At 44.0% G+C, this 26,995-nt stretch carries 30 protein-coding genes, 1 pseudogene and 1 riboswitch; of the genes and pseudogenes, 7 read left to right on the top strand and 24 right to left on the bottom strand.

The window, feature by feature from the left end; genetic code table 11:
• Positions 1-13 precede the first annotated feature (13 nt).
• Positions 14-485: pseudogene (locus AF333_RS34910) on the top strand (electron transfer flavoprotein subunit alpha/FixB family protein); the annotation flags it as partial.
• A 1-nt stretch (position 486) separates the two neighbouring features.
• Positions 487-937 (top strand): electron transfer flavoprotein subunit alpha/FixB family protein (locus tag AF333_RS34905; protein ID WP_235496280.1); only part of this gene is annotated, 451 nt, incomplete at its 5' end.
• Here the strand turns inward: AF333_RS34905 and AF333_RS08880 are convergent.
• Together AF333_RS08880 and AF333_RS08875 are read right to left on the bottom strand one after the other, a co-directional pair.
• Positions 927-1,442 (bottom strand): APC family permease, encoded by a 516-nt coding sequence (locus AF333_RS08880; RefSeq protein ID WP_052812288.1) that lies wholly within the window; start codon positions 1,440-1,442, stop codon positions 927-929. The two genes, AF333_RS34905 and AF333_RS08880, sit on opposite strands and share 11 nt — an antisense overlap.
• Positions 1,417-2,214, bottom strand: coding sequence for an aromatic ring-hydroxylating oxygenase subunit alpha (locus AF333_RS08875; protein WP_052812287.1), 798 nt, complete (start codon positions 2,212-2,214; stop codon positions 1,417-1,419). Before AF333_RS08875 ends, AF333_RS08880 begins: the two co-directional genes overlap by 26 nt.
• 266 nt (positions 2,215-2,480) lie before the next feature.
• Between AF333_RS08875 and AF333_RS08870 the strand changes: the two genes are divergently transcribed.
• The 3 genes from AF333_RS08870 to AF333_RS08860 are packed head-to-tail and all read left to right on the top strand — an operon-like array spanning position 2,481 to position 4,375.
• Positions 2,481-3,044: a TetR/AcrR family transcriptional regulator gene (locus tag AF333_RS08870; RefSeq protein ID WP_043067514.1), complete on the top strand. Its 564-nt coding sequence runs from the start codon at positions 2,481-2,483 to the stop codon at positions 3,042-3,044.
• Positions 3,041-3,385: a DMT family transporter gene (locus AF333_RS08865; protein ID WP_043067513.1), complete on the top strand. Its 345-nt coding sequence runs from the start codon at positions 3,041-3,043 to the stop codon at positions 3,383-3,385. Before AF333_RS08870 ends, AF333_RS08865 begins: the two co-directional genes overlap by 4 nt.
• 27 nt (positions 3,386-3,412) lie before the next feature.
• Complete coding sequence (locus AF333_RS08860) at positions 3,413-4,375, top strand: sigma-54 interaction domain-containing protein (RefSeq protein ID WP_052812284.1); 963 nt, start codon at positions 3,413-3,415, stop codon at positions 4,373-4,375.
• A gap of 43 nt (positions 4,376-4,418) precedes the next feature.
• On the opposite strand, the gene AF333_RS08855 is transcribed toward AF333_RS08860, so the two are convergent.
• Positions 4,419-4,667: a hypothetical protein gene (locus AF333_RS08855; protein WP_235496278.1), complete on the bottom strand. Its 249-nt coding sequence runs from the start codon at positions 4,665-4,667 to the stop codon at positions 4,419-4,421.
• 5 nt (positions 4,668-4,672) lie between these two features.
• Between AF333_RS08855 and AF333_RS34900 the strand changes: the two genes are divergently transcribed.
• Positions 4,673-4,837 carry a hypothetical protein gene (locus AF333_RS34900; RefSeq protein WP_235496268.1) on the top strand — a complete coding sequence of 55 codons (165 nt, stop codon included), beginning with the start codon at positions 4,673-4,675 and terminating at the stop codon, positions 4,835-4,837.
• 82 nt (positions 4,838-4,919) lie between these two features.
• On the top strand, positions 4,920-6,338 hold the full coding sequence (gene pdxR, locus AF333_RS08850; RefSeq protein WP_043066621.1) for a MocR-like pyridoxine biosynthesis transcription factor PdxR: 1,419 nt from the start codon (positions 4,920-4,922) through the stop codon (positions 6,336-6,338).
• Positions 6,339-6,473: 135 nt separating this feature from the next.
• Here pdxR and AF333_RS08845 read toward each other — a convergent pair whose 3' ends face one another.
• The 21 genes from AF333_RS08845 to AF333_RS08760 all read right to left on the bottom strand — a co-directional run bounded on the left by AF333_RS08845 (position 6,474) and on the right by AF333_RS08760 (position 26,910).
• Positions 6,474-7,241, bottom strand: a complete 768-nt coding sequence (locus AF333_RS08845) for an HAD-IIB family hydrolase (protein ID WP_043066622.1) — start codon at positions 7,239-7,241, stop codon at positions 6,474-6,476.
• 252 nt (positions 7,242-7,493) lie between these two features.
• On the bottom strand, positions 7,494-7,670 hold the full coding sequence (locus AF333_RS33525) for a hypothetical protein (RefSeq protein ID WP_158502461.1): 177 nt from the start codon (positions 7,668-7,670) through the stop codon (positions 7,494-7,496).
• A gap of 20 nt (positions 7,671-7,690) precedes the next feature.
• Positions 7,691-9,472, bottom strand: a complete 1,782-nt coding sequence (gene thiC, locus AF333_RS08840; RefSeq protein ID WP_043066623.1) for a phosphomethylpyrimidine synthase ThiC — start codon at positions 9,470-9,472, stop codon at positions 7,691-7,693.
• Positions 9,473-9,602: 130 nt separating this feature from the next.
• A riboswitch (TPP riboswitch) is annotated at positions 9,603-9,711 on the bottom strand.
• Between the two features lie 410 nt (positions 9,712-10,121).
• Positions 10,122-11,462, bottom strand: coding sequence for an MFS transporter (locus tag AF333_RS08835; protein WP_043066624.1), 1,341 nt, complete (start codon positions 11,460-11,462; stop codon positions 10,122-10,124).
• 23 nt (positions 11,463-11,485) lie between these two features.
• Entirely contained in the window at positions 11,486-12,493 is a 1,008-nt protein-coding gene (locus AF333_RS08830) for a 3-hydroxybutyryl-CoA dehydrogenase (RefSeq protein WP_043066625.1), read from the bottom strand.
• Positions 12,490-13,587, bottom strand: a complete 1,098-nt coding sequence (locus AF333_RS08825) for an NAD/NADP-dependent octopine/nopaline dehydrogenase family protein (protein ID WP_043066626.1) — start codon at positions 13,585-13,587, stop codon at positions 12,490-12,492. The genes AF333_RS08830 and AF333_RS08825 overlap by 4 nt, the downstream gene beginning before the upstream one ends.
• Positions 13,588-13,603: 16 nt before the next feature.
• Positions 13,604-13,873 (bottom strand): 2Fe-2S iron-sulfur cluster binding domain-containing protein, encoded by a 270-nt coding sequence (locus AF333_RS31630; protein WP_080787777.1) that lies wholly within the window; start codon positions 13,871-13,873, stop codon positions 13,604-13,606.
• Positions 13,873-14,790 carry a catechol 2,3-dioxygenase gene (locus tag AF333_RS08820; RefSeq protein ID WP_043066627.1) on the bottom strand — a complete coding sequence of 306 codons (918 nt, stop codon included), beginning with the start codon at positions 14,788-14,790 and terminating at the stop codon, positions 13,873-13,875. The genes AF333_RS31630 and AF333_RS08820 overlap by 1 nt, the downstream gene beginning before the upstream one ends.
• Positions 14,791-15,173: 383 nt before the next feature.
• Positions 15,174-15,419, bottom strand: a complete 246-nt coding sequence (locus AF333_RS08815; protein WP_255322298.1) for a 4-oxalocrotonate tautomerase — start codon at positions 15,417-15,419, stop codon at positions 15,174-15,176.
• Positions 15,419-16,204 (bottom strand): 2-keto-4-pentenoate hydratase, encoded by a 786-nt coding sequence (locus tag AF333_RS08810; protein WP_043066629.1) that lies wholly within the window; start codon positions 16,202-16,204, stop codon positions 15,419-15,421. Before AF333_RS08810 ends, AF333_RS08815 begins: the two co-directional genes overlap by 1 nt.
• The gene (gene dmpG, locus AF333_RS08805; protein WP_043066630.1) at positions 16,191-17,222 is read right to left on the bottom strand and encodes a 4-hydroxy-2-oxovalerate aldolase; all 1,032 of its coding nucleotides are present in this window, start codon (positions 17,220-17,222) and stop codon (positions 16,191-16,193) included. Before dmpG ends, AF333_RS08810 begins: the two co-directional genes overlap by 14 nt.
• Positions 17,223-17,244: 22 nt before the next feature.
• Positions 17,245-18,129, bottom strand: coding sequence for an acetaldehyde dehydrogenase (acetylating) (locus tag AF333_RS08800; RefSeq protein WP_043066631.1), 885 nt, complete (start codon positions 18,127-18,129; stop codon positions 17,245-17,247).
• Between the two features lie 19 nt (positions 18,130-18,148).
• A complete protein-coding gene (locus AF333_RS08795) occupies positions 18,149-18,940 on the bottom strand; it encodes a 2-keto-4-pentenoate hydratase (RefSeq protein ID WP_043066738.1) in 792 nt (263 codons plus the stop codon).
• Positions 18,941-18,968: 28 nt separating this feature from the next.
• Complete coding sequence (locus tag AF333_RS08790) at positions 18,969-20,423, bottom strand: aldehyde dehydrogenase (protein ID WP_407638635.1); 1,455 nt, start codon at positions 20,421-20,423, stop codon at positions 18,969-18,971.
• A 41-nt stretch (positions 20,424-20,464) separates the two neighbouring features.
• A complete protein-coding gene (locus AF333_RS08785; RefSeq protein ID WP_043066633.1) occupies positions 20,465-21,871 on the bottom strand; it encodes an Asp-tRNA(Asn)/Glu-tRNA(Gln) amidotransferase GatCAB subunit A in 1,407 nt (468 codons plus the stop codon).
• Complete coding sequence (locus tag AF333_RS36740; RefSeq protein WP_255322297.1) at positions 21,864-21,998, bottom strand: hypothetical protein; 135 nt, start codon at positions 21,996-21,998, stop codon at positions 21,864-21,866. Before AF333_RS36740 ends, AF333_RS08785 begins: the two co-directional genes overlap by 8 nt.
• 172 nt (positions 21,999-22,170) lie before the next feature.
• A complete protein-coding gene (locus tag AF333_RS08780; protein ID WP_043066634.1) occupies positions 22,171-23,244 on the bottom strand; it encodes an LLM class flavin-dependent oxidoreductase in 1,074 nt (357 codons plus the stop codon).
• A gap of 31 nt (positions 23,245-23,275) precedes the next feature.
• Positions 23,276-23,641 carry a hypothetical protein gene (locus AF333_RS08775; RefSeq protein WP_235355904.1) on the bottom strand — a complete coding sequence of 122 codons (366 nt, stop codon included), beginning with the start codon at positions 23,639-23,641 and terminating at the stop codon, positions 23,276-23,278.
• A gap of 28 nt (positions 23,642-23,669) precedes the next feature.
• A complete protein-coding gene (locus AF333_RS08770; protein ID WP_043066635.1) occupies positions 23,670-24,407 on the bottom strand; it encodes an SDR family NAD(P)-dependent oxidoreductase in 738 nt (245 codons plus the stop codon).
• 24 nt (positions 24,408-24,431) lie between these two features.
• Positions 24,432-25,634: a membrane dipeptidase gene (locus AF333_RS08765; RefSeq protein WP_043066636.1), complete on the bottom strand. Its 1,203-nt coding sequence runs from the start codon at positions 25,632-25,634 to the stop codon at positions 24,432-24,434.
• Positions 25,615-26,910: a Rieske 2Fe-2S domain-containing protein gene (locus AF333_RS08760; RefSeq protein WP_043066637.1), complete on the bottom strand. Its 1,296-nt coding sequence runs from the start codon at positions 26,908-26,910 to the stop codon at positions 25,615-25,617. The genes AF333_RS08765 and AF333_RS08760 overlap by 20 nt, the downstream gene beginning before the upstream one ends.
• Between the last annotated feature and the right edge of the window lie 85 nt (positions 26,911-26,995).

The raw sequence follows: 26,995 nt of genomic DNA, 5'->3' as shown, positions 1-26,995 counted from the left end.
GGGGACGAGCGATATGAGCAAAAAAGTATTGGTAGTAGCAGAAGCAAGAGACAAAAGCTTACGGAACGTATCCTTTGAGGCGCTGACAGCAGCGCAACGCATCTCGGAAGGCGGCGACATCGTCGCGGTAACCTTCGGCAGCGATGCGGCCAACTATGTGGCTGAGCTGGGGAAATATGGAGCCGTAAAAGTTTATGCGGTTGCAAACAAAGAGCTGGATACGTATACGACAGATGCGTATTTCCAGGCCTTGCGTCAGGTCATTGAAGACGTTCAGCCGGATGCCATTCTCATGCCACATACAGCGATCGGAAAAGACTTGGCACCGCGCATTGCCGCTCGCCTTGGCCTTGGCCTCGTATCGGATGCGATCGATGTACAGGTAGAAGGCGGCAAGGTCGTGTTCACCCGCCCGATTTATGCGGGGAAAGCGTTTGAGAAGAAGACTGTAACGAACGGTACCGTGTTTGCCACAGCCGAATAATNGATCAAAGACCTGCGCACGATCGTAAAGGATATCGTACGCAAAACGGCAGGCGGCGTGGACTTGTCGGAGGCGAAAGTCGTCATATCCGGTGGCCGTGGCGTGAAGTCGGCGGAAGGGTTCAAACCGCTGCAAGAGCTGGCAGACGTATTGGGTGGTGCAGTTGGCGCATCTCGTGGCGCATGCGATGCCGAATACTGCGATTACTCCTTACAAATCGGCCAGACCGGGAAAGTAGTCACACCTGATCTGTACATTGCGGCAGGTATCTCGGGCGCAATCCAGCATCTGGCGGGCATGTCCAGCTCCAAGGTTATTGTCGCGATTAACAAAGACCCGGAAGCGCCGATTTTCCAGATTGCGGACTACGGTATTGTTGGTGACCTGTTTGAAGTCGTTCCTCTGCTTACAGAAGAGTTTAAGAAAGTTCTGGGTGAGACGATTACAGTGTAGGGATGGAATCATCAACAGCATGAGAAGAGAGGGCTTTGTCAACCCTCTCTTCAAAAATAAACTGTGGCGGCTTTTCCCGGAATGCTTTCGTCAAATACAACAAATAACCAAACCCTATACCATTCCACATAATCCCAAGTGCAAGCGCTTTACTATCCATATTGTACCAAAGCATTCCAATAAAGCTTAGGGCAATGATTGGAAATATCAGGTACAGTATAATCGCTTTCGGTGTGTGCAGTCTTTTTTTCACAATATAGTACGCGATGACTGATAAATTAACAAATGTAAACGCAGTAAACGCGCCAAAACTAAAAAATGAGATCGCTGTCTCCAAATCGAAAAATAAAGCCGACAGCGAAAATACCCCGCTTAAAATCACGTTGAATATAGGTACTCCGGTGCGTGGATGAACATAGCCGAAAAACTTTCTAGGAATCACATTGTCTCGTCCCATCGCGAATAGTAGACGTGACGTGCTAAGCTGAGCTGCACTTCCTCCCACAATATTCCCCGTAACAGTAATGGCAATAAAAATGGAAGCGAAGAGCATGCCGCCCACATCCCGTTTGCATGCAATAATAGTCAAAGTTTTGCACCTTATAGCTGCTCATATCTATAAGTTCAACTAATTGTGGATGAGCGATGGCACAGTGATGACATTCCAAATAGTTATCCCAGACGTTCTTCCAGTTCCCCTCGATTTTATAAGTCGTTCGATGAGCCAGTGTTAATTTATTAAGTTCCGGTATGCGCTGACGAATATCTTCTTCCAAACCGGGCATCATTTCCTGCATGGACGGTGCATGTGGATCAAGATTTAAAAACAGGAAGTTTGCGAACTGCTCAACCCTCACCTGCCGTAAGCATGCCTCATCGCGACTAAAGTCTTTCAACTGGTTAACGGCACGACCGTTATTGAATTGACCATCCGTATGAAAAGTCCATGCATGATACGGACAGGAAATAATAGATTTCTTCCCTTCCCCCTTCAGCAATTCGTGACCACGGTGCGGACAAACATTGTAAAACGCACGGATGATGCTATTGTTCCCTCTCATAACGAAAAGATTTTGATCAAACAATTGAAACGTGAAGTAATCCCCTGGTTCCGCAACCTTTTCAATATGTCCTACATAAAACCAATTTTTATAAAAAACTGTATTTTTCTCTTCTTCAAAAATTTGCGGGTCCGTGTAGAAATAAGATGGGAGCGTATAAGAACGATCGACCTCTTGTTGATAGCGATGATGATACGTCATACTTTTTTGACTCATTCTCTCGTTCCTCCTTGACTTTTTTTAAATGTGAACGTTCATTTCGTTAACTGAGCAAAAAGAGTGCCAGTTTTTTCATTTCACGTTTTGTCGAGTCTTTTCCTTAATATGTGGGGCAAAAGAGTCTATGTCCGTTTCATGGTTGATGTTTCATAAAAAACTCACCTGAGTCAAAATAGAAAGAATTTTTATTATAAATTGACAATTTTACAGTCCGGACGGTATACTAAATGTGAAAGATAAATACAAAGGTACGGTGATAATAGTTGAATCTTACAAAAGCGCCAACACGTCAACTGATTCTGCAATCAGCATACTCCCTTATTACGGAAAAGGGTGTCGGGCAGTTAACGCTACATGCAGTTGCCAACAGGGCCAACATCAGCAAAGGTGGACTACTCTATCACTTTCCGACAAAAAATGCGCTCATCATGGGCCTAATCGAAGATTTATTCGGACGATTCAATCACAGAATGCTTGATGATATACGGGAAAGCCAAGAGAAGCCCGGTCGCTGGGCACACGCTTACGTACGAACTACATTCCATAGCGAAGAAAACGAGGAACAGGAGTTACAAATCAGTGTGGGATTGCTTGCCGCATTGGTTAATTCCCCTAAACTCCTACAACCTGCCCAGAACTTCTATCAAGAATGGCAAAAAAATATGGAGGAGGATGGAATAGACCCGGCCATCGCTACAATTTGCAGACTGGCCTCCGATGGTCTATGGTTCGCCGACATGTTCGGTCTCGCTCCCTTAACTGATAAAGACTTGCGGGAACGCGTATTAAACATTTTGTTGCAACTATCCAAGGGGGAATGGAGATGAAGATGCTTGTTCTACTGGGCGCTATTTTATTCGAAGTCATCGCCACTACCTCACTGAAGATGTCATATGGCTTTACCAAGTTGATTCCCAGCCTGGTTACGGTGATAGGGTATTTTTGTTCTTTTTATTTACTTTCTCTGGCATTGAAATCCTTTTCTCTTGGTACCGCTTACGCTATCTGGTCTGGACTGGGCACGGCAATTACAGTCATCGTCGGAGTCATTCTGTGGCACGAGTCCGTTAGCCTTCCGCGTATTATTGGCATTCTTTTGGTCATTATAGGGGTCATTGTGCTTAATGTGGCGGAAAGTCTCCCTGCTGAAGTCCATCAGACTCAATAGTTCATTAAAGAAGGTGTGATTACGTACATGAACAATATTCAATCGCCCATATTACAAAGTGGACGGGATCCCCTCTTTACTTCCAGCAATGGAACAATGCAACGTGTGCTGCAACTGTGCCAAAAAATTTCTAACGTAGACTCAACCGTACTTATTCTAGGAGAATCGGGAACGGGAAAAAGCGTATTGGCTCAATATATCCACAATTTAAGTTCTCGAAAACAACGACCGTTTTTGACGATTAACTGTGCTTCAATTCCGGAGAGTCTGCTGGAATCAGAACTATTTGGTTATTCTGTTGGCGCATTTACCGGTGCATTGAAACACGGCAAAATCGGATTGATTGAGGCCGCGAACCATGGGACATTGTTTCTTGATGAAATCGGCGAACTTCCGTTACAGATGCAAGCGAAGCTGCTTCACGTCATTCAGCATCAAGAATACATCCCTCTCGGGGAAATAAAACCGAAAAAAGTGAATGTCCGTATTATCGCCGCTACAAATCGGGACTTGTATGAGATGGTAATAAAAAAACAACTCCGTGAAGATTTATATTATCGGCTCAATGTCATAGATATCAAGGTCCCCTCTCTTCGAGATATCATTCCCCTGGCTACTTTCTTTTTGCTGAAAAACAGCTCCAGATTCGGAATCTCCTGTAAAATAACCGAGGAAGCCTTACATTTGCTTGAGACATATTCATGGCCGGGCAACATCCGTCAATTAGAAAACCTCATAGAAAAATTGGTCGTCGCAGCTGACCATCTCATCGATGTACAAAATTTAATGGAACATTTCAATCCTGTTGCCAAAGCATCCGTATCCCAAGCATTTCCCTCTTCTCTTGAGGCAGCAATGGAGGAAGTGGAAAAAAAATTAGTAACTGAACTATACGAAAACCTGAAAAGTTCTCGAAAAGTGGCGGACGTTCTAAAAGTAAGTCAAACGAAGGCGTATCGACTCATTCGCAAGTATTGCACATTATCATAAAAAGAACGCATTGAATAAAGTGATACGCTTTCCTCCGATTGTATCACTTGAAAAACTCACGAGGTGTGTACCAAACGTTGCTTGCACAGCAGATCTGAATAAGGACAACTAAGGTGATTGCCTGCGCCATAGCTTGGCACCAGCCAACTTTTCCTTCTTGCTTGTGAAGCGCGTGGCACACCCGCGAATTTTTCTTATATCCTGTTAACCGGTTGAATCCGATTAAAAGGCCTTCGACATCGAACTGCGTATATTCCAGGAATGTTCGTTTCGCCTTTTGAATTATATACATCTGATTTGATACATCGACAAATTCTTGTGGTAAGAGATAAGAAAAGAATGAAAAAATCAGAGGTTGGAAAAAGACACGTCCGCCTTTTTCTGCCGAGGCGCAGGGCATATCCACCCTCTTCTTTCTCCATCTCTCCTACTTCCAACCACGCTACCATGTCAAAATATTAACCATAACTTATATAAATATTATCTGTCTTGTTTAAACGTTACAATTTTATCGATTTATACCGGGACAGGAAAGAAGGAAATCATGTTCGAAATCACACCGTATATAGACGAGAAAGTAAACGAAGCAAAATATGTGCAAATTTATCGGTACATAAAAACTGAAATTATGAAAGGAAACATCCCTTCCGGTACTCGCCTTCCGTCCATTCGAAAGTTAGCCGCCTATCTGCATGTAGGCCGGAATACTATAGAATTAGCCTACCAACAATTACTTGCAGAAGGATATGTTGAAAATCGCTCACGAGTCGGGGTATTCGTTACAGAATTCGAAAAGGATGTGTCCATGTCTGGGTCTCCTCTTTTCTCTATCAGGCAAGAATCTATCAATGTAACACAGCGTCACACCGAATATCTCTATGATTTTCGTCATGGCAATATCGATCAAAAAAGCTTTCCGCTCTCTCTATGGCGTACATTATCGAACGAAATCTTTCGTACAAAGCAAACGGAAGTGTTACAGTACGGAGAACAACAAGGGGAACTAGAGCTTCGAAGAGAGATTGCTCATTACTTATACCAATCCAGAGGCGTTTCCTGTTCGGCTGAACAAATTATTATTGGCGCTGGTATTCAGCAGCTGCTTATTTTACTATCCCAATTAATCGGGATCGATGGACAAGCTATCGCTATGGAAAACCCCGGCTATGATGGCGCCCGAGCCATTTTCAACAACCATCGGTTTCAGGTACAGCCGATCCCTCTCGAACAAGACGGCATTCATTTACAAAAATTAAAACAAAGCAAAGCCCGTATTGTATATGTTACTCCATCCCACCAATTTCCTTGTGGGATGGTGATGTCCATCTCTAAGCGCATGCAAATACTACAATGGGCAGAAGAACATGATGGTATGATTATAGAGGATGATTACGACGGGGAATTCAAGTATTACACTAAACCGATCCCTGCCTTACAAGGATTGGACTCAAATGGGAGAGTGGTATATCTGGGCACATTCTCAAAATCGCTTCTTCCTTCTATCCGTTTAAGTTACATGGTACTGCCGCCGCGATTGCTGGAACGGTACCAAAGCGATTTTGCGATATATGAACAACCCGTTTCAAAAATCCATCAGATGACCTTGGAATTATTCATGCGGAATGGTTATTGGGAACGCCATCTTCGGAAAGTACGGAAGATTTATCAAAAGAAGCATGCTATATTGTTATCTACTATTGAAAACATTATGGGAGATCGGGTGCGGATCATTGGGAAGAATTCAGGGTTGCATATTTTAGTGGAAATTCAACGTTCTATAACTGAGGAACAGCTAATTGAAGCAGCTAAGCACATCGGAGTGAAGGTATACCCCACATCGAAATATTGGATTCATCCAGACAAAAGCAGGAAATCTATAATTCTTTTAGGCTTTGGCGGACTAACGGAAGAGGAAATCGTCAAAGGTATCACCTTGCTGAATCAAGCATGGTTTTTACAATAACCTGGCATTCACCTTTCCGTTCAGGTGGTAGAGATTGACTCATAACTCCTGTACATATACATAGTAAATAGAGCCTGTCCTGTATGTTCAGGCTCTATTTACTCCTTCACTATCCCATACCCCTTATGACAGGCTCTACCTTTCAATTACGGGCCTGCTTATTTTTTGCAGCTCCTCAATAATACATTTTTCAATATTGTCGTCGATATGAATGCAATACTTTGCAATGTCGGTTAAACCCGGAAAACTTCCGATTGCTACTGAATAATGAGCTTCCTTAAACATGGAAATATCATTCATATCATTACCAAAGCACGTAAATTCGCCCTGTCCAATACCAAATCGGCGGAGCGCTTCCATTTTACTCGTACCCTTGTTTGTAATATCAAGTGTCCCTTCAGATGAGTGATAGTGAATCGTTACTTTAAGTTCCCTCAATTTCCGAGACAACTCTTCAAACCGATCGCAAGATAAAACAAGTATCTTTACAATATATTTAAGGTCAGAAGTTGTTACTCTTTTAGAGATGTTTAACGCATCGATATTTTCAAGAAATGGATGGCTATCTTCAAAGTTATAGGCGTAATCCCATTGATCATCAATTAAGTATGATGCTTTGAATTCCTCAAGAATGGCTAAAATTTCATTAGCCCGTTTCATTGGTATGTAATTTATATACGTTAATTCCCCCTGATAGTAAGTCATTGCACCATTGGCTCCAATAAGAAGATTATGGCGAAATCTTTTATCTAAAACAGGAAGCATATCACGGCATGGTCTGGCCGAAGCGAATCCCACTAAATGGCCAAGAGACTGTAGGCGCTCCAGATAATCAAGAATATTTTTAGACACGGGCTGTCCTTTAAAACAAATCGTTCCATCAAGATCAAATATAAACTTCATATTCTTTCCTTCCTCTATCATTACATTTTTTATAAATATGAATTCCTAGTGAAATTTTTTACTCATATCCTCCTTCCATTAGATTACTTACTTGCCAAATACAATTATATCTAATTATAAATAAATATAATTAGATATAACAATATATAATTAAATATAAAAAGATGTATCTTCCATATAAAAAAAGAGCCCTTACGGACTCCTTTTTATCGTACGGATTTTTTCAAATCTACTGCTGCGTAAGCCAATCTGTCAATAATATTGACTTTCCGCCTTCATGCATCTCGTACACGTTTTCATCAAAAAATCGCTTTTGTAAACGTGCTCGCAGCTTGTCTGCAGCTGTACTAACTCCGATTTTAAAGATGCGATTTTGGCTTCTAATTGTTTGATTTCACCTATAATCCGGCTTGCTTTGTTCGTCATCATTGGCATACCTCCTTATCGTTTCACCGATAAATATGACTGCCGCCTTCTTTAAACTCTTTTGCCTTTTCTTTAAGTCCTCTCTCCAATGCATCCTTATCAGCCAATCCCTTATTGTTCGCATATTCCCGGATCTCATGGGTGATTTTCATACTACAGAATTTCGGTCCACACATCGAGCAGAAATGTGCAGTTTTTGCCCCTTCAGCCGGAAGAGTTTCGTCATGATATTCCATAGCGCGCTCCGGATCAAGCGATAGGTTAAACTGGTCACGCCAGCGGAATTCAAACCTTGCCTTAGAAATCGCATCATCACGAATTTGTGCCCCTGGGTGGCCCTTAGCCAAATCCGCTGCATGTGCTGCGATTTTATAGGTAATGATTCCATCCCTTACATCTTCTTTAGTAGGCAATCCGAGATGCTCTTTAGGAGTGACATAACAGAGCATGGCTGTTCCAAACCAGCCAATCATTGCTGCACCAATCGCTGAAGTGATATGGTCATATCCTGGTGCAATATCGGTTGTCAGAGGCCCCAATGTATAGAATGGAGCTTCCTGACAAATGTCCAGTTGCTTATCCATATTTTCTTTAATTTTGTGCATCGGCACATGACCAGGTCCTTCAATCATCACCTGTACATCGTGCGCCCATGCAATGCGTGTCAGTTCACCTAGCGTTTCCAGTTCCGCAAACTGCGCCTCGTCATTCGCATCTGCAATCGAGCCCGGACGCAGACCATCTCCGAGAGAAAAAGCGACATCATATGTTTTCATGATTTCGCAGATTTCTTCAAAATGCGTATAAAGAAAGTTCTCTTGATGATGGGCTAAGCACCATGCTGCTAGAATAGAACCGCCACGGGAGACAATACCTGTAACCCGATTGCTTGTAAGCGGAATGTAACGCAGGAGAACACCCGCATGAATTGTAAAGTAATCTACGCCTTGCTCAGCTTGTTCGATTAATGTATCTCTATACACTTCCCAGGTTAAGTCTTCCGCCACTCCATTTACTTTTTCCAGCGCCTGATAAATTGGCACGGTACCGACAGGAACAGGGGAATTCCGAATAATCCATTCACGGGTCGTGTGTATATTTTTTCCTGTAGATAAATCCATAATCGTATCGGCACCCCAGCGAATCGCCCAGGTCATTTTTTCCACTTCCTCGGAAATCGAAGAAGTGACTGCTGAATTCCCAATATTCGCATTAATCTTCACATGGAAGTTGCGCCCGATAATCATAGGCTCACTCTCCGGATGATTAATATTGGATGGAATAATGGCTCGCCCTTCCGCAATTTCCTTGCGGACGAATTCAGGCTGTACGCCTTCACGAATCGCGATATACTCCATCTCCGGGGTAATTATGCCTTTACGCGCATAATGAAGCTGGGTTACATTCTCTCCTTTTTTTGCCCGCAGGGGACGGCGTTTCAATCCGGGAAAAATCTCTTGGTTTGTACCAGCCTGTTCTTCTTTCATCCCGTTGTCTTCCGGCTTTACTTTACGTCCTTCATACTCCTCTACATCTCCCCGCTCTAGAATCCATTGGCGACGAAGAGCAGGAATACCTTCACGAATATCTACCGAATAATTAGGGTCGGTATAAACACCGCTCGTATCATAGACGCGAACCGGGTCATTCTTCTCTGTTCCAAAGCTTCCGGTTGATTCATGCAGCTCAATTTCCCGCATCGGAACCTGAATATCAGGCCTGGAACCTTCGATGTATACCTTTCTGCTGCCTGGGAATGTTTGCACATGGGGAATGGATACGGTCGTTTCAATGGATTTGGTCATAAATAAAGCCTCCCATTTCGAAAATTTAAAATGTTTCGAACCTGATAAGGAGACCGAAGGGGGATACGTATAATAAAGAAAGCCGCATAAAAATGCAGCTTTAGATACACGTATCTCATGTAGTATAAACATGAAGTAGCGTTTATCCCTCCGCTGGCATTATCCAGTTCAGGTTCAACGGTCGATAACAGATTAGTTATCCTCTCAGCCTGGTTCTCCAAGCTCCCGTGTTAACATTATGTGACTTACGAGGACATCATATCACAATTGACTAATTATAACAACACCCCTACATACGATTAATTTGATAGCTATACATTCCCTACATATAATAAAATCTGTATATCAAGGGTTTCAAATGTTAATCCCGACTTTAACAAATAGGCAGGAGTGACTTACAAGCAAGTCTTGCTACATGTTTGATACGTTTGGGAGAAGAATGCCTCTCATTATCGGCCTTTGTATTCTTATCCTTTTGAACGTTTCGTATTTTTGGGCTCCTGTTAGTAGTCTTATTCTAATCCTCCAACTTTTTCATGATATTGGCTGGGGGATAACGCCGACCTCATATTCAGAATGATGTAGTACATTCGCAAGCTGGATAGAAAGAAACCGGAATTTATTAGTAATCCCGGCCCCGACATACATATTATACAGACAACACTTCTTTGCTCTCTTTCTTTTCTTCTACGTTGTCTAACGAAGCAGTCTCCGTGTAATTTCTGAGCAACAGTGTTGCACAGAAGGTGATTACTGCTGCTCCTGCAATATAAAAGCTGATAGCATAAGCTGTCCCTAGTGTGTGCCATAAATACATACAGATTAATGGAGCAAACCCACCTGCGATAATGGCGCCAAACTGTGTACCTAATGATAAGCCGCTGTAACGCAAACGGGGAGGAAAACAATGCGCCAGCATTGCTCCCTGTGGGCCTACCTGCATGCTGTGTGGGATCATGGACAAGACTGTGGCTAGGAACAAGGCAATTGGGATACCTGTACTGATTAGTCCTACATATGCAAATGCCCAGGCAAAGGTCGTCGCTACGCCGATTAAGTACATACGTCTAATACCAATCCGGTCGGACAGATAACCGAAGAAAGGAATCCCAAAGACCATTACCAAACTTCCCACCGTGTTAGCATTTACAAAAAAGGCTTTATCCATTTTAAACATTTCCATACCGAAATTGATAATGAACACTGTATACACATAAAAAGGACCATTTTCAGATAGCCGTACTAACGCTGCCAGTAACACCGCCCGCGGATAATTCTTCAGTACTTCCATGACAGGCATACGTGATACCTTCTGCTGCTCTTGCACTTTACGGAAGGATGGAGTCTCCGGTATTTTTGCTCGAATAATATACCCCACAATCAAAAGCACAACACTAAGGATGAACGGAATGCGCCAGCCCCATGTGAAGAAACCGTCTCCCGAGATGTACATGAATAGTGAAATCATAATCGAAGCTAATAAAAGACCAGCCGAAACCCCCATCTGTGGCCAACTTCCCATCAATGCCTGTCTTTTCTTGTCTCCCCATTCCATCGATAGGAGGACAGAGCCCCCCCATTCTCCCCCGACACCGATGCCCTGGATTAAACGCAACAATACAAGTAAAATCGGCGCCCACATGCCTACGCTCTGATAGGTAGGCAAAAGTCCAATAATCAAGCTACTGATCCCCATAAGAAACATGGTGAGAACAAGGGCTGTTTTGCGTCCTATACGGTCACCATAATGTCCAAAAATCGCCGCCCCAACCGGACGAGCCAAAAAGCCGACGGCAAATGTACCGAACGATTGCAATGCCCCAATATACGGGTCAGATGCTGGAAAAAAGAGCTTTGGAAAAATTAAAGCTGAAGCTGTGGCATATAGGAAAAAATCATACCACTCGATAACTGTTCCAACAGTAGCGGCTACGGCTGCTTTTCTTCCTATCTTCCTGTTTTTTACCACTTCGTTTTCGATCGTGCTCACAATGTACCACCCTTTTTTCTGTTTTACGTTACTGTCTTTTCCATTGCATCAGCAGGCAACGCCATAAGCCGTAGATGGTGCAGCAAATCAACAAACTTTTCCAGCGTTTCCCTTTGGTATTCAGATACATCACGCTGCGAAAAATCATAAAATCCTTTTCCTGATTTCAATCCGGTCTTCCCTCTGTTCATATGTTCCATAATGATATCGGGTGGTGCATAACGCTCAGCCTCAAGCTCTTCTTTTAAATAATTACTTGCGTAATAAAGAATATCCCCTCCTCCCCAATCGATGAACTCCAGCAGTCCAAGGACAGCAAAACGCAGGCCGAAACCGATGCGTGATGCTTTGTCTATATCTTCAGGCGAAGCAACACCTTCTTCTACCAGGCGTGCTGCCTCGTTCATCGCTAGGGCCTGAATACGCGGTACGATAAAACCAGGCGAAGCCGCACACCTCACAGGTACTTTGCCCGTTTCCGTAAGAAGTGTCATCATGTAATCTATAGCCATAGAATCAGTTTCCTTGCCTGGACTTACCTCCACAAGCGGAATGAGATATGCCGGATTCAGCCAGTGTGTATTCATAAAACGCGCAGGGTGTATAACATACTCGGCCAATGTATCTACCAGAAAGGAAGAAGTCGTAGATGCAATCAAAGCATCCGGACGTACTGCCGTATTTATCCTGTGAAAAGCGGCTCTTTTTACATCCAGCACTTCCGGTACTGCTTCAAATATAACGTCTGCATTTTGCAGTGCTTCTTCTAATTGAGAAGCACCATAATATACAATACGACTTAGCACTTTTTTTACCGAAAAAGAAGGGAGAGTCGGCACAGATAATAGAAAGGATAGATGAGCTTTAATCTGTTTCTCCGCTTGATCAAGTACCCGCTCCGTTTCTGCAAAGGTACGGTCCTTAATGTCCACTAACGCCACATTGTATCCCCTATATGCGAAGACTTGAGCAATCCCTATCCCCATTCTTCCAGCACCAACAATGCCGATTGCTTGTTTTTTCACCGTCATGCCGTAACCTCAATTCCTTGTTCTAGCATGACTTTCATCTCTTTAATGGATAAGTGCTGTAATTTCAGGTTCTCCAGCGTACGCCCCATCAGGCGCAAATCCTCACGGATAACCGCCGAGGCAATCGCGAGCAGTCCGGATGCGACCGGTGCCTTTACACCTGCCCATTCAGCCAGAGAAACGAGCAATGCAAGACCGCACGCAATGTCTTCCCTCATATAACGATGAGTATACAAATCGAGAGATTCATGCCAGTCTGCGCTGTCGACTAGTTTCTCGTGGGCAGCCAGGCCGTACATCCATTCTTCACCTTCCGTCGTATTGTAGTGATCTGCAAGCGGAAAATGCGGAGCTTGGTAGCCAAGCTTCTCTCGAATGGCGATTCGTTCTGCATCCAATGCGTGATGCACGCGTCGGATTGCCGGCTGTGTTCCTTCACCATGAATGTCCCATCGGTCAAAGTGCTCGATCGCTCCTGCATTCATAAGAATAAGCGGAGGATGAATAATTGGACCTGCATTCATCAGTGCACCATCCAGTGCATCCTGGATCGGCTCAATTGATAAAAAAGCTTCCTTCAGTATGGAAAAGGCATATGCAGAACGCGAACTCGGAAACACTCCCGTAGGAAGACGGGTGGCTCTTCCAGAAATGGAGACAGTATCATCGCTATGCTTTCTAGCAAGATATGGTAGGGTTCCCGTTTCTGCAAAGGTGACTTCAGCTGTGCAACCAACCTCATGCAGAACATTTGACATAAGGTAGCTGCCGAAAGTGCCTGGCGGAAGGTAAATTACCTGGCCATTTTGCAGATATGGTGCCAGTTCTTTAGCTATTGAAGCCTGTGCGGTAGCTGGAAGAGGGATCACAAGCAGGCGTGCTCCTGTTACAACGTCTTGTAAATCAGCACTTACTAAGGAAAGCTTCACTTCTCTTATACCGTTAATATCTTTCACTTTCATTGTCCGGGTGTCTAAAAGCGGACCGAACGCCCCCACGTTTCTGCGCCATAATCGAACGTTATGTCCTTTTTCCGTTAAATCTGCCGCTGCTGCATACGCCCCGTTTCCTCCGCCAATGATTGCAATCTCCATATGCCTGTCTCCTTTCTTATATTGATTCGAGCGTTACTTCCATGTTGCTACTAGGGTATGTTTTACAGGCAAGTGTGTAGTTTGCTTCTCTATCTCTATCCGATAATACCGCCTTTGAGCATATACCTAACGTAAATGTTCCCTTTACTACTTTGATTCTGCACATGCCGCACCCACCGTTGCAGCATCCTACCGGTAGTGGAATATGAGATTTCCTGGCCGCTTCCAGCAAATTTTCCTCAGGGTGGCATATATATATCTGTCCCATAACATTTACTGTAAACATCAGGTTAACGCCTTTTGGAATGATTCGATTAATGCACGTCGGTGATAAAAGATGCCCTGGCCAATTTTATCTTCCGTCCATGTTATCGTAGGAAAATCAGCATACGTCATGTATCCGTTTGCAAAAGCTTCGTTGCGATTGCCTGACGGATCGAAGAAATACACAGTCTCCCCACGTGAAATCCCATGGCGTGTCGGCGTAACCTCAATTGGAACCTCGTTCCTTGTTAAAATATCAGCTGCTTTCAGCACATCGTACCAATTATCAACAAAGAAAGCCGCATGATGTAGTTTGGCATCCGGTCCTTTAATAAAGGCCACATCGTGTGCCGTATTCGTTTTAAATAGAAAGCTCCCGATCATCATTTCTCCGTCCACCGTCATGATTTTTTCACTCTGTCTAAAGTCTAGCGCTTCTATGAAAAACCGGGTAACTGTTTCCACATCATCACCGGTAAGGAGCACATGATCCAGACGATGAGGTGCAATTCCTCGCAATGTCTCTGGTTCCGGGAAAGGATGTGGATTCAACGTTCCCATAGGCGTACCTAGGTGTTCAATTTCATGATATAGTTCGACGAAATGTCCAGTAGGAAGCTCTAACCGAACGGCCTGCCCTTCTCCCAATCGCGTTCCATAAGAAATACGATTTGTAAAGACACCGAAGTATTCCGCTTTTTTTTCTAATTCATCTAAGTCTTCTAATCGTTCCACCTTAAATCCGAAGTGATCCATTCCGGCTGAATCAGCTTGCTGTAAAATAATACTGTGATGATCGTATTCATCCCAGGCTTTTAAATACACCCGTCCTTCGCTCCTACCGGTTTCCTCTAATCCGATAATTCTTGTATAGTAATCAACCGATCTCTCTAAGTCCATTACGCGCAGTTCAACCCGTCCAAGACGTATAACTCCCATCTTTCACTTCCTCCTTGTTTTAAATTACCTGCATCGTTTCGTAAACCTGCTATAATTATAGGAATTTTCCGTTAATAAAAACAATTAAGTGTTTTCATATGCTGAAATTTGTCGTTGAAGAAGAATCGACATCTGTTTGAGGATTGTTATAGTATTCTCGTAGCTTTAATGCAAGAATTTTACGACCAAACTTTATTTTTTCTTCTGCCGAATCGCAGGGCGCATCCAACCTCTTCTTTTTTCCGAATCTCCTCTTTCCCACCACACTCCCCTGTCAAATATCCCGTTCCATTGGGCAGTAAGACCCTGCTATGTGCAACTACCCATTAGCGGGAGATGAAGCCCCCGCCGATGGAAGTTTTACCATATGGAAAGTCATGTCCTCAGTTCTTTTGTATCTTCCTTACCTCAGAAGCTGGTGCCCCGCCAATTCCCCAGTGACTGGCAGGAATCTCACTCACAAGTACTCGAATATTTGCATGAGGTGCCTCCAAAGTTTTGGCTACCGTATCTGTAACATTTTTAATTAATTCACGAACTTTTTCATCGGAACGTCCTGCGATTAACGAGATTTGAATAAACGGCATACGGTTCTCCTTTCTTGTCCATTTACATGGATAACTAACTATTAGTCCACCACCGTAAAACCAACATCGCCAAGCCCATCCATTTTCGCCTGTACAATGTCTCCTATGTCAATCCGTACTGCTTCAGTTACTGCACCCGCTAAAATGATTTGTCCGGTTTTCAATGTCTCTCCCTTTCGTCCTAGCATGTTAGCAAGCGCAGCAATTGCATGAGCCGGATGGCCGAGTACAGCCGCACCTGCAGCCATCTCACGTGCTTTTCCATTAATGTTGAGAACCATACCTACAAGGTCAAGATCGATACGGTCCGGCCGTGTAAGCGAATTACCGAACACTACACGAGATGCTGAAGCATTGTCCGCAATAACATCTGGAAGAGTAAATCGAAAGTTTTCATACCGACTATCAATAATTTCCAGTGCAGGAACAACATATTCTGTCGCAGCCAATACTTGTGCTCCGGTTACCCCTGGTCCCTCAATATCCTTATCTAGAATAAAGGCAATTTCTGCTTCTACTTTTGGATGAATGCATGTGCCAAAAGAGAGCTCCCCGTAGTTTTCCAACAGCATGTTGTTAAATAAATATCCATAAATGGGCTCCTCTACGCCCATTTGTTCCATTTTCGCCCGGCTTGTCAAGCCTATCTTAAGTCCGACAATACTTAGATTTTCTTCACATTTCATGCGGACAAGCTCCTCCTGTACCGCATAAGCATTCTCAACATTCAGTTCCGGATAATCCACTGTAACGCGAACAACTTCACGACGTTCCCGTTCCGCATCCAACAAGTATTGAGCAATGGTTTTCTTCTCAGCGATTTGCATGGGAAGTCTCCTTTCCTTGAGCCAGTTCAGCAGCGACATCCACAATCATATCCTCCTGTCCTCCCACCGCTTTTCTTCGTCCTATTTCAAGCAAAATATCGCGCGCATCCACACCAAACTTCTGTGCTGCTCGCTGTGCATGAAGCAAAAAGCTAGAATATACCCCCGCATATCCAAGCACCAAATTGTCACGTGTAATTTCTTGCGGTACCGTTAAAATCGGCGCAATCACGTCTTCAGCTAGGTCCATCATTTTGTATAAATCTACACCCGTATATATGCCTAATCGATCAAGCACTGCAAGCAGCACCTCTGTTTGCGTATTTCCTGCACCTGCACCTAGGCAGCGAATGCTTCCATCAATACGTGTCGCTCCGGCATCAATAGCAGCGAGAGTATTTGCCATAGCAAGTGACAAATTGTTATGTCCGTGAAAGCCAATGTCTATCGATAGATGCTGACGCAAAGCAGTAATTTTATCCTTTACTTCATGGGGAAGTAGCGCGCCTGCAGAATCTACTACATACACAACATCGGCACCATATGATTCCATAAGCTTCGCCTGCTCCACCAGTTTTGCCGTCGGGGCAGAATGGGCCATCATGAGAAATCCCACGACTTCCATGCCGATCTCTTTCGCACTGGTAATGTGCTGTGCTGATATATCCGCTTCCGTTACATGCGTTGCAATCCGAGCCATTCGGGCCCCAAGCTGTGCTGCTTGCTTCAATTCAGATACTGTTCCTACACCTGGTAGCAATAACACAGCAACGTTGGACGTTGTGCAAACTGATACAGCTGCTTCAATCAGTTCCATTTCATTCGTATGAGAAAGACCGTACTGCAAAGAGGAACCTGCAAGCCCATCTCCGTGCGATACTTCGATATAAGGTACTCCCGCTTCATTTAACCCTTTGGCAATGGCTGTAACTTGTTTGGTCGTATATTGGTGTGCAATGGCATGGCTGCCGTCCCGCAACGCTACCTCCGTCAAGATAATCTGCTTCTTCTCGGGCATGTTCTATCCTCCTTTTCTTTTTCTAAACGGTTATACGTGCATGCAGATGACGGGCAAATTGCTCTGCCACTTTCACAGCAGAGGCTGTCATGATGTCTAAATTACCGGAATAAGCAGGTAGATAATCTCCGATACCTTCTACTTGAAGAAATACAGTTACTTTATTTCGTTCAAATATAGGCTTGCCTTTCATTTTATATCCAGGTACATACGACTGGACTTCAGCAACCATGTCGCAAATAGACTTCGTAATCGCGTCTTCGTTCACAAAATTTTCATCGACTAGCGCATACACCGTATCTCGCATAAGGATTGGAGGCTCTGCCGGGTTTAGAATAATAATGGCCTTGCCTTTTTTAGCACCACCAATCAATTCAAGACCGCGTGAAGTTGTACGAGTAAATTCATCAATGTTTGCACGGGTTCCAGGTCCCGCACTACGACTTGAGATAGTAGCTACAATTTCGGCGTACGCTACTGGGCTTACCCGGTGAATCGCATGAACAATTGGAATGGTTGCCTGTCCCCCACATGTGATCAAGTTGACATTACATTCATCCAAATGCTCACCCAAATTCACGGGCGGTACAACAAACGGACCGATTGCAGCCGGTGTAAGATCAATCGTGATTTTCCCTGCAGCTTTTAGCTTCTTGGCATGCACAACATGCGCTTTGGCTGAGGTAGCGTCAAATACAATATCAGCTAATTCTGGACGTTCAAGAAATCCATCCACCCCTGTATCAATGGCTTCTACTCCCATTTCGTGAGCACGCTGTAATCCGTCGGATAGCGGATCAATCCCTATCATTGTCGTTAGTTCAAGAATGTCTGAACGCTGTATCTTCATTAATAAATCCGTACCTATATTTCCTGAGCCAAGAATAGCCACTTTTACTTTTTGCATGACTGTCTCATCCTCTCATTCAGGCATTGTCCATGGCGAAGTTCACATTAACCTCGCCAAGATGAGCAATTCGAACGCTAAAGTGGTCTCCGGGCTGGACAGGTACGGCAGCGGATAACGCACCGGATAGAATGACTTCACCAGCCTTAAGACCAATACCAAATTCAGAAAGCTTATTGGCCAACCAGGCTACACAAGTGGCTGGATGACCAAGCGCTGCCGCTCCCACTCCTGTATTAATCATCTGTCCGTTACGATACAGTACCATCCCTGCAAGCTCCAAATCGATATCTTCTATCCGTACTGGCTTTCCGCCCAGCACATACAGCCCGGAAGATGCATTATCAGCAATCGTATCCGGAAGCTTGATTTTCCAATCTGCAATCCGACTATCGACAATCTCGATTGCCGGCAGCACATAATCAGTGGCTTGCAGAACGTCCAGCAGCGTAACATTCGGCCCTTGCAAGTCTTTCTTCAGAATAAACGCTATCTCCCCCTCGACCTTTGCTTGTAAAATACGGTTCGATATGATAGTGCTGCCGTTTTCCACTGCCATACTGTCCAATAAATGGCCATAGTCCGGTTGGTCTACACCCAATAGGTGCTGCATTGCATGTGAAGTAAGTCCGATTTTCTTTCCGATAATACGCTGACCAGCCTTTGTTTTTTCTTGAATGCCTAGCAGCTGAATTCGGTATGCTTCTTCAACAGTTAAGGAAGGGGAACGTTCTGTAAGAGCTGCGATCGGTGTCCGTTCCTTTTCCGCCTGCGCCAGTTCCCCTGCATACTGTTCGAGTATTCCTACCATTTGCTGATTCACTTTCTTCTCCCCTTCCTTATAATTTGATGCAAATGTTTGATAGCTCACTATAAAACTCGAAGCTATGCATACCGCCTTCCCGTCCAATTCCGCTCTGCTTCATTCCTCCAAACGGTGTACGTAAATCGCGGAGGAACCATGTGTTTACCCAGATAATACCTGCTTCAATTTGAGCTGCTACACGGTGGGCACGACGCAAATCATTTGTCCAAATGGTGGCACTCAATCCGTAATGCGTGTCGTTTGCCTGCTTAATAACCTCTTCTTCCCTATCAAACGGAAGAATCGTAACAACAGGGCCGAAAATTTCCTCTTGAACAACACGACAATCATTTGTTAATCCGGTAATAATGGTCGGTTCCAAATAATATCCGGTAGAAAGATGTTCAGGACGCTTACCGCCTGTTTCAATAACACCGCCCTCTTCTACAGCTAACTCCACATAACTGCGTACACGATTATAATGTTCTTCACTAATGAGTGTGCCTACTGTTGTATTCGGATCCAGTGGATCACCAACGATTAACTCTTTTGTTTTTGCTGTAAACCTTTCTACAAATGCATCATATAGCGGACGTTCTACATAGATGCGCGATCCGCACAGGCAAACCTCACCTTGATTAATAAAACTTGATTTTATTGTTGTTTCAATCACTTCATCCAGGTCAGCATCCGCGAAAATAATGTTTGGATTTTTTCCCCCCAGTTCATAGGATAGTCGCTTCAATGTTTTGGCAGCAGCCGTCATAATGTGCTTACCTGTTGTTGTTTCTCCAGTAAAGGAAATTGCACAAACATCCGGGTGTTCCGTCAAGGCTGCACCCGCCGAATCAGGACCAAAACCGTGTACAATGTTCACAACCCCATCTGGCACGCCAGCCTCTTTGCAGATTTCGCCTAATAGTGTCGCGGTCATCGGGGTCCACTCTGCTGGCTTAAGAACTGCTGTGTTTCCGGCAGCCAGGCAGGGTGCGAGCTTCCAGGTCATCAGCAATAGCGGTAAATTCCATGGATTAATTAGGCCGACGACCCCGAGTGGTCGACGGATCGCATAATTCAGTGCCACATCATCCATCTGGTATGCTTCCGTTCCAATCGAAGCCATATAATCGGCAAAAAAGTGAAAATTGTATGCCGCGCGTGGAATGTCGATACTGCTTGCAAGCCCGTACGGCTTACCTGTGTCGAACGATTCAAGTGCAGCCAGTTCATCTTTTCGCTCTAAAATGATATCCCCGATACGTCGGATAATTCGGGCGCGCTCTCCTGCAGGCATACGTCGCCACGATCCTTCAAACGCACGCTTTGCAGCAGCAACAGCAAGAGCAATCTCTTCTTTTCCACCTTCGGCTACCGTCCCCATTACCTCTTCTGTAGCTGGATTTATATTGACGAATGTTTTCTCATTTTTGGATGGGACGTACTTTCCATCGATAAAATGCAAACAATCGATAGGTTTTGTTTTTATCATTTCTGCTCTAGATTGAATTTGCATATGAATCACTCCCTCTTCTAATTTGTCGTAAGTTTACATTTCAATAGATGCTCCGGCCAGCCAGCAAACCGCTCATAACAATCTCCTACCTGAAGGAGAAGACTCTCGGCAAAAGGCTTTCCGACCAATTGCATACCTACTGGCATATTCTCTTGCGTATATCCACACGGAAGCGCCAGTGCCGGAAACCCCAATAGACTTACAAGTGGTGCTTTTGCCAGTTTAAACATGTTGGCAATAGATTCTTCGGGAGTCACACTGCCGATCGGGAATGCCTTGTTATGATTCATCGGGGTAACCAGTACATCTACCCCTTTCATTACATCGAGTGTACGTTGAATGAAGGAACGGCGTATCCGCTGAGCTTTTAGATAATCCGTTGCGGAAATCTGACGCCCAAACTCTAAACGGAAAGCTACATCAGGGCTATATTGATGCCCAAAATCGTTCAGCAGTGGTTCATGGAACGAATATGCTTCCGCCTGTGCAATCATACGCTGGGCCCATAACGCCTCCTCAATTCCCGGGATATGTAGATCAACACGTGTGGCACCGAGCTCTTCAAGTGTAAGCAATGCTTCATCCATCAAGGACGCCAGTTCGCTATCCACGCCTTCGAAGAAATGTTCCACACACACACCAATGGTGATTTCTGTAAGATTGTGGAATATGGTTGTATCGCGTTTATAAGGGATTTGGGAGGAGGCTTCATCCAATGGATCGGCTCCGGCAAGAACATCAAGCATAATAGCTGCATCCCGTACCGTACGGGTCATCGGACCAATATGATCAAATGACCAACTAAACGGTAGACAGCCATGGCGACTGACCCTTCCATATGTGGGCTTCAGCCCTACCGTGCCGCATAGCGCAGATGGAAGCCGAACAGAACCAGCCGTATCAGTGCCCAACGCTCCAAAGCTCATCCCCGTTGCAACAGCTACAGCCGAACCTCCGCTGGAACCACCGGCGATTTTGCTTATGTCCCATGGATTACGAACTGAACCATAGTGTGGATTTTCATTCGTTGCTCCCATCGCAAATTCGTGAAGGTTAGCTTTTCCGACAATAATGGCTCCCGCTTCCACTAATCTTCTAACGACTGTTGCATCTTCATCCGGCTGCCAATCCTTTAAAATCTTAGAACCTGCTGTGGTCGGTGTACCTTTGACATGAATGATATCTTTTACTGCAATCGGAATCCCATGCAATGGCCCTCGAATGGTGCCTCTCATTTGTTCGTTTTCTAGCTGTACAGCCCGCTCACGCGCTTGTTCATGCTGCACATGAATAAATGCATGAAGGACCGGATTCAACTGTTCAATGTGCTTAAGTACTGTATCTGTAAGCTCAACCGGTGACAGACGCTTTGTACAAATATCGTTGTGAACAGCCCCTATATCCTTGAACAATACGTCAGTCATGCGATTCGCCTTCTTCCTTGAGACAGAATAAAAATGCTGGTTCAAGCTCAAGCCATACTTGTATCTTTTCTGATTCAGGAAGGCCTGCGTCTTGTCTTTTCTGTTTTACATACTCATCTAATTTCATACGTCCCCCTCCTATTAAGAAGGAATAGACCAGCACCTTTGCTTATCTCAATCTGAAAAAGTACAAAATCACTGGTACTGGCGCTATTCTATAGGAATATATAAAACAAAATATTCAAAATATTAAATCTATTGTTGAGAACATCTATCCTTGCAAAGAGTAGGAAGAAAAACTACCAAACTTTCTCCAATTCTTTCTCTGTTTTAAAATATGACATAATACGTTCGCTAAACAATTGTTGGGTACGAATGGTTTTCCAGTGTTCTAGACCTGCGTACGTGCAAAGCACACTGATCTCTGTTAATCCCGGACATTCTTCAACAACCACCTGTACTTTCTCCCTAATTTCTTCTGGTGAACCAACCCAAACAAAATCTTCTTCAAGAAGTTTTTCGTATGGAATGGTCGCAAGAGATTCAAGCGCACCGGATGCATAAAAACCAAAATCTTTATCTTTTAACACTTCAGGTGAAGGCATATCTTTCGTAGGTGCCGCGTTCCCGGCCATGAACTGTATGATATATTGTTTCGCTTCTTTTCTCGCTCTTTCCCCATCTTCATCTAAGTACAGAGCCTGAACGTACACAATATCAGGAGTATGACCATATTTCGCGCAAGTTTCACGATATAAATCCAATTGATGTTTTACTTTGGATAGTGGAAGCATTGGAGTAATCAGTACCCCCCAGCCCTTCTTTCCAGCCATCTCATAGTTATGGTTACTTGCTCCGCCTGTATAAATTTTCGGACGAGGTGCACGGGGAACAACCCGTACGTTATCCACCTGATAATACTGACCATGATAAGAAAACACTTCTTCATCAAATGCTTTCTCAATAATTTCCAACCCTTCCGTGAAGCGGCCTCGGCTCTCTTCAAGTGGAATGGAAGCCTTCGGAAACACCCATGCATGACCGCGACCAAACGCGACTTCAATCCGATTATTTGTTAGAAGCTGTGCAGCCGCCAGTTGTCCGGCAAATACCATTGGATTATGAAGGGGTACTACATGGGAACACGTACGGAAGCGAATATTTTTTGTATGTTGCGCAGCCGCAGAGTAAAGGGCCAACGGATTGGTGGAAATAGAAAACTCTTCGAACCAATGATGTTCTAATGTGTTAAATGTTGAGAAACCAGCTTTATCTGCATGTTCGATTTGTTCAAGAACTTCCTGATACACCTGTGCATGGTTTTTTGCAAATTGTGTTGGATTTTGCATTTCAACATAAATACCAAACTTCATATTTCATTCCTCCAGTATAAGTTCCATTATTTTATTTTTGTTCTTCAAGCAGGAAAAACGGACGTCCAATCATTGCTTCCAACCGGAAATATCGATCAAGTTCAGTGGCACGAAATGAATGAGTCATTTCACTTACAGTCTGCAAATCTGGTACATCATATAAGAAGCAGGCATGCCAGCCGTGATTTCCTGCGTGCCCCGCTGTTAGAATATCCCGGTCAAACGTGCCAAGCAGTGTAGAACCGTTTTTCTGCCAGGACAATAGCACTTCTTGCAATTGAGGTAGAATTTTTTCTGTTTTTTCCTGCCCGCTAGTGTCAAACCACCCTGTCGATTCAAATGTCATAAATACGCGTAAGGGGGACGGAATTTTTGGTGCTCCATGTTCAATTGCCAACTTCCTTCACTCCTTTATCAAATCGTAATTACCGCATTAATCTTCCACCATTAATATCAAATGTAGCCCCTGTGACAAATCCTCCGTAATCGGAAACAAGATAAGCTACCAGTTCAGCTACCTCAATGGCTTCCCCCACTCTTCCAACCGGAATGGTTCGGGTCATCTTTTCCAGGGATTCTGATGACATCTTATCCATTTCCGGTGTTCGGACAGAGGCAGGAGCTACAGCATTCACTGTAATTCCATATTCGGCAAGCGCTCTAGCAAACGATTTAGTCAAGGCGATTTGACCAGCTTTAGAAGCAGAATACACCGCGCTGGAAGTAAGAGGACCAACCTGACCGCCGAATGAAGACATATTAATGATTCGCCCCCACTTTTGCTCTTTCATAACCGGGAGAACGGCTTGCGAAAAGAAAAATGTTCCTCCCAAATTTACAGACAACACCCGATTCCATTCATCCACTGTAATATTCTCAATCGCTGTTTCTGTTCGAAATCCCGCATTATTGATAAGGATGTCAATTCGGCCCCACTTGTTCGTTACGTCGGTCACACAATGCTGAATAGCCTTATATTCAGATACATCCAGATTAATAAACATAACTTGATCCCGCTGTTGTTCTTCCTCAAACCGACTTTTTACTTTATCCAAATTCCGACTAATAAAAGCCACTTTCGTACCATCGCTTACAAATTTTTCTGCAATGGCCAATCCCAACCCTTGAGAAGCTCCTGTTACAACGGCTACTCTTTCTTGCAAAGTATCACCCTCTCTTATCTCGTTTTATTTGGCCCAAATCTCCCCTAATACTCGCAAAACGTTACCACCTGTAATCTTGCTTATATCTTCTTCCTTATAGCCATGTTTAACCATCCAACGCACCATATTACGTATTGCTTCTGTTGGATTTTCAAGTCCGGCAACATACGGTGATTCCTCAAATGTTTCACCATCATGTGAGGCTGAGATAGCAAGCGTGTCATCAAAAGCATGCTGCAAAGCTACATGGTCGCCATAAAAGGTATCCGGTCCTAATCCTACATGTTCAATTCCTACTAGATTAATGATATATTCCAGATGCTCCATAACAGCTTCAATACAGTGTTCGGGTTGATTTCTAGTAAGCGTAGTATTTGGTGCGGCACAAATACCAATAATACCACCGGCTTCTGCACACGCTTTCAAAACCTTATCTGGCTTCATTCGTGGAGTATTCCATAGCTCTCTTGCACCGGCATGAGTAAGAAGAACCGGTTTCTCACTATATTTGATAACATCCATGCTCGTCTCATCGCCACAATGCGAGATATCAATAGCCATCCCTACTTTATTCATTCTTCGAATAACCCGCTGCCCGAAGGACGTTAATCCACTATCCCGTGCCTCTACAAGCCCAGATCCAAGTGTATTGGCTTCATTGTACGTAATGCCCATACACCGGATGCCAAAACCGTACAAAACATCGACTCTATCAATTTCATTCTCCAGAATTCCTGCCGCTTCAAGCGAAGGAATGAGGGCGACGCGTCCATCCCGCTTTGCTGCCTCAATATCGGAGACAGAACTTGCGATGAATACGGTCTGCTGATGAGCAATATCGCATAATCTCATCCCCAGATTGAGAATGATATCATCCCACTTTAAGCCGAATCTGGAAGTAAGAATCGCAATACCGTCCATAAAATTCTCAAAAATTGCATCGATGCCGGCTTTTGCCAGTCCTTCGTACTGAAAAAATGTATGCATCTGCCGACAATAGTCAAGCATATGTTCTTGACTATGCGGGGTAATGAATCCATGATCGCGCAGAGAAATAATCAGATATTTCTCCAATATTTCATCCGCTGCTTCGCTCTGTTCCGGTGTCAAATTCATTATGTATTCCGGAACTCGACCGATTGCTTTCGCAAGTTCAAACACCCGATAATCTTCGTGCGGCTTCAGATAATCAAATGACGTGTATCCATCATATTTTTTGAGGTTCATGACTTTTTTGACCCTGTTTGTGAGCAAATATTTCTTTTAGCGGGAGTGCTTCCTTCCACTCTTTTTCCTTTGGTGCATACGCTCCTTGACTGTATAGCTTCACAAGGCTTTCATTATCAAGCTTCAACGGCTCCACTCCGTTTTGGAAGCCTTTTACCGATGTCAACAATAGACGACGCATTTGGATAATAGGCAAATCACTCGTGCCTAAATGTTCCTTTGAACGATCTACAATCGGCCCCATTGTTTCGGTTACTGCATGATCTTGATTGGCAATCCCGCGGATCCCAGAGAAGTTGTCCGCCACCATCAATTTGCGATCCTGTTCATATGAATTAGAGAAATTACGTTTCTTTCGCAGCTCATTGTCAAGGATAAGACCCCGGCGTTCATGCTGAGCCTGTTTATCAATCGGTACATGATGAGAAAATTGAACGTCCCAACTCCATGCACTATAATCATCACGCGGAATAAATGCATGCCACATACCATCCTCCCCATCAAATCGCGGTGGATAAGTATAAAAGGGGAAGATATAATGAATCTCCATGAAAGCATTGTTCACCTCATCTGCTTTCCCGACCCCAATGCACCGTTTTCCATAGTTTGTCGATTCAACCACTTGTTCCACTGGTGGATTTTTTACAAGTGGATGCTCTGGATTAATGCCCAGGTCACTACTTAATGCTCCTTTCTTTATTTGCTGGTTTTGATGTGCTTTATGTAAAAAAGCGGCATGCACATAATCCACATCATTTTCCATTGCCTGCAAATAGTTGCACTCCTGCCATACCCTTTCTGCCATGATGTTTTCTTCCGGCAAGTGCATCCAGTAGAAATCTGGAACAGGAGGCTGCTTTTCAACGGGGCCCATATAGGTCCAAACAATTCCATTTGCCTCATACGTAGGATACGACGTAAGATGAATCCCTTTTTTGAAGTTGCTTTCTGCAGGCTCCGATGGTAAATCAACACAGTTACCATGAACATCAAACTTCCAACCGTGGTATACACAGGTAAGCCCGCAGCTGGCATTTATACCATAGTAAAGTGATGTGCGGCGGTGTGGACATCGCTCATCTACTAATCCAACTTTGCCTTCAGAGTCACGAAATGCTAACAAATCTTCACTTAATAATTTCACTCGGACCGGTGTTCCATCAGCGATTAATTCCTCGGAACGAATGCATGGAATCCAATAGCGCCGAAACATATCACCCATCGGTGTACCTGGACCCGTTCTTGTAAGAAGAACATTATCTTCATGGCGTAACATTTTGTCTCCTCCTTTTGCCTTCTGCTTGATAACATCGTATCGAGTTTCAATATGACAAACAATTTAGTAATTTCACTATTTGAAC

Origin of the sequence: Aneurinibacillus migulanus, assembly GCF_001274715.1 — a bacterium.
Lineage (GTDB): Bacteria > Bacillota > Bacilli > Aneurinibacillales > Aneurinibacillaceae > Aneurinibacillus > Aneurinibacillus migulanus.
The sequence above is the reverse complement of the archived record's forward strand: the minus strand, read 5'-3'. Positions and strand labels throughout refer to the sequence as shown.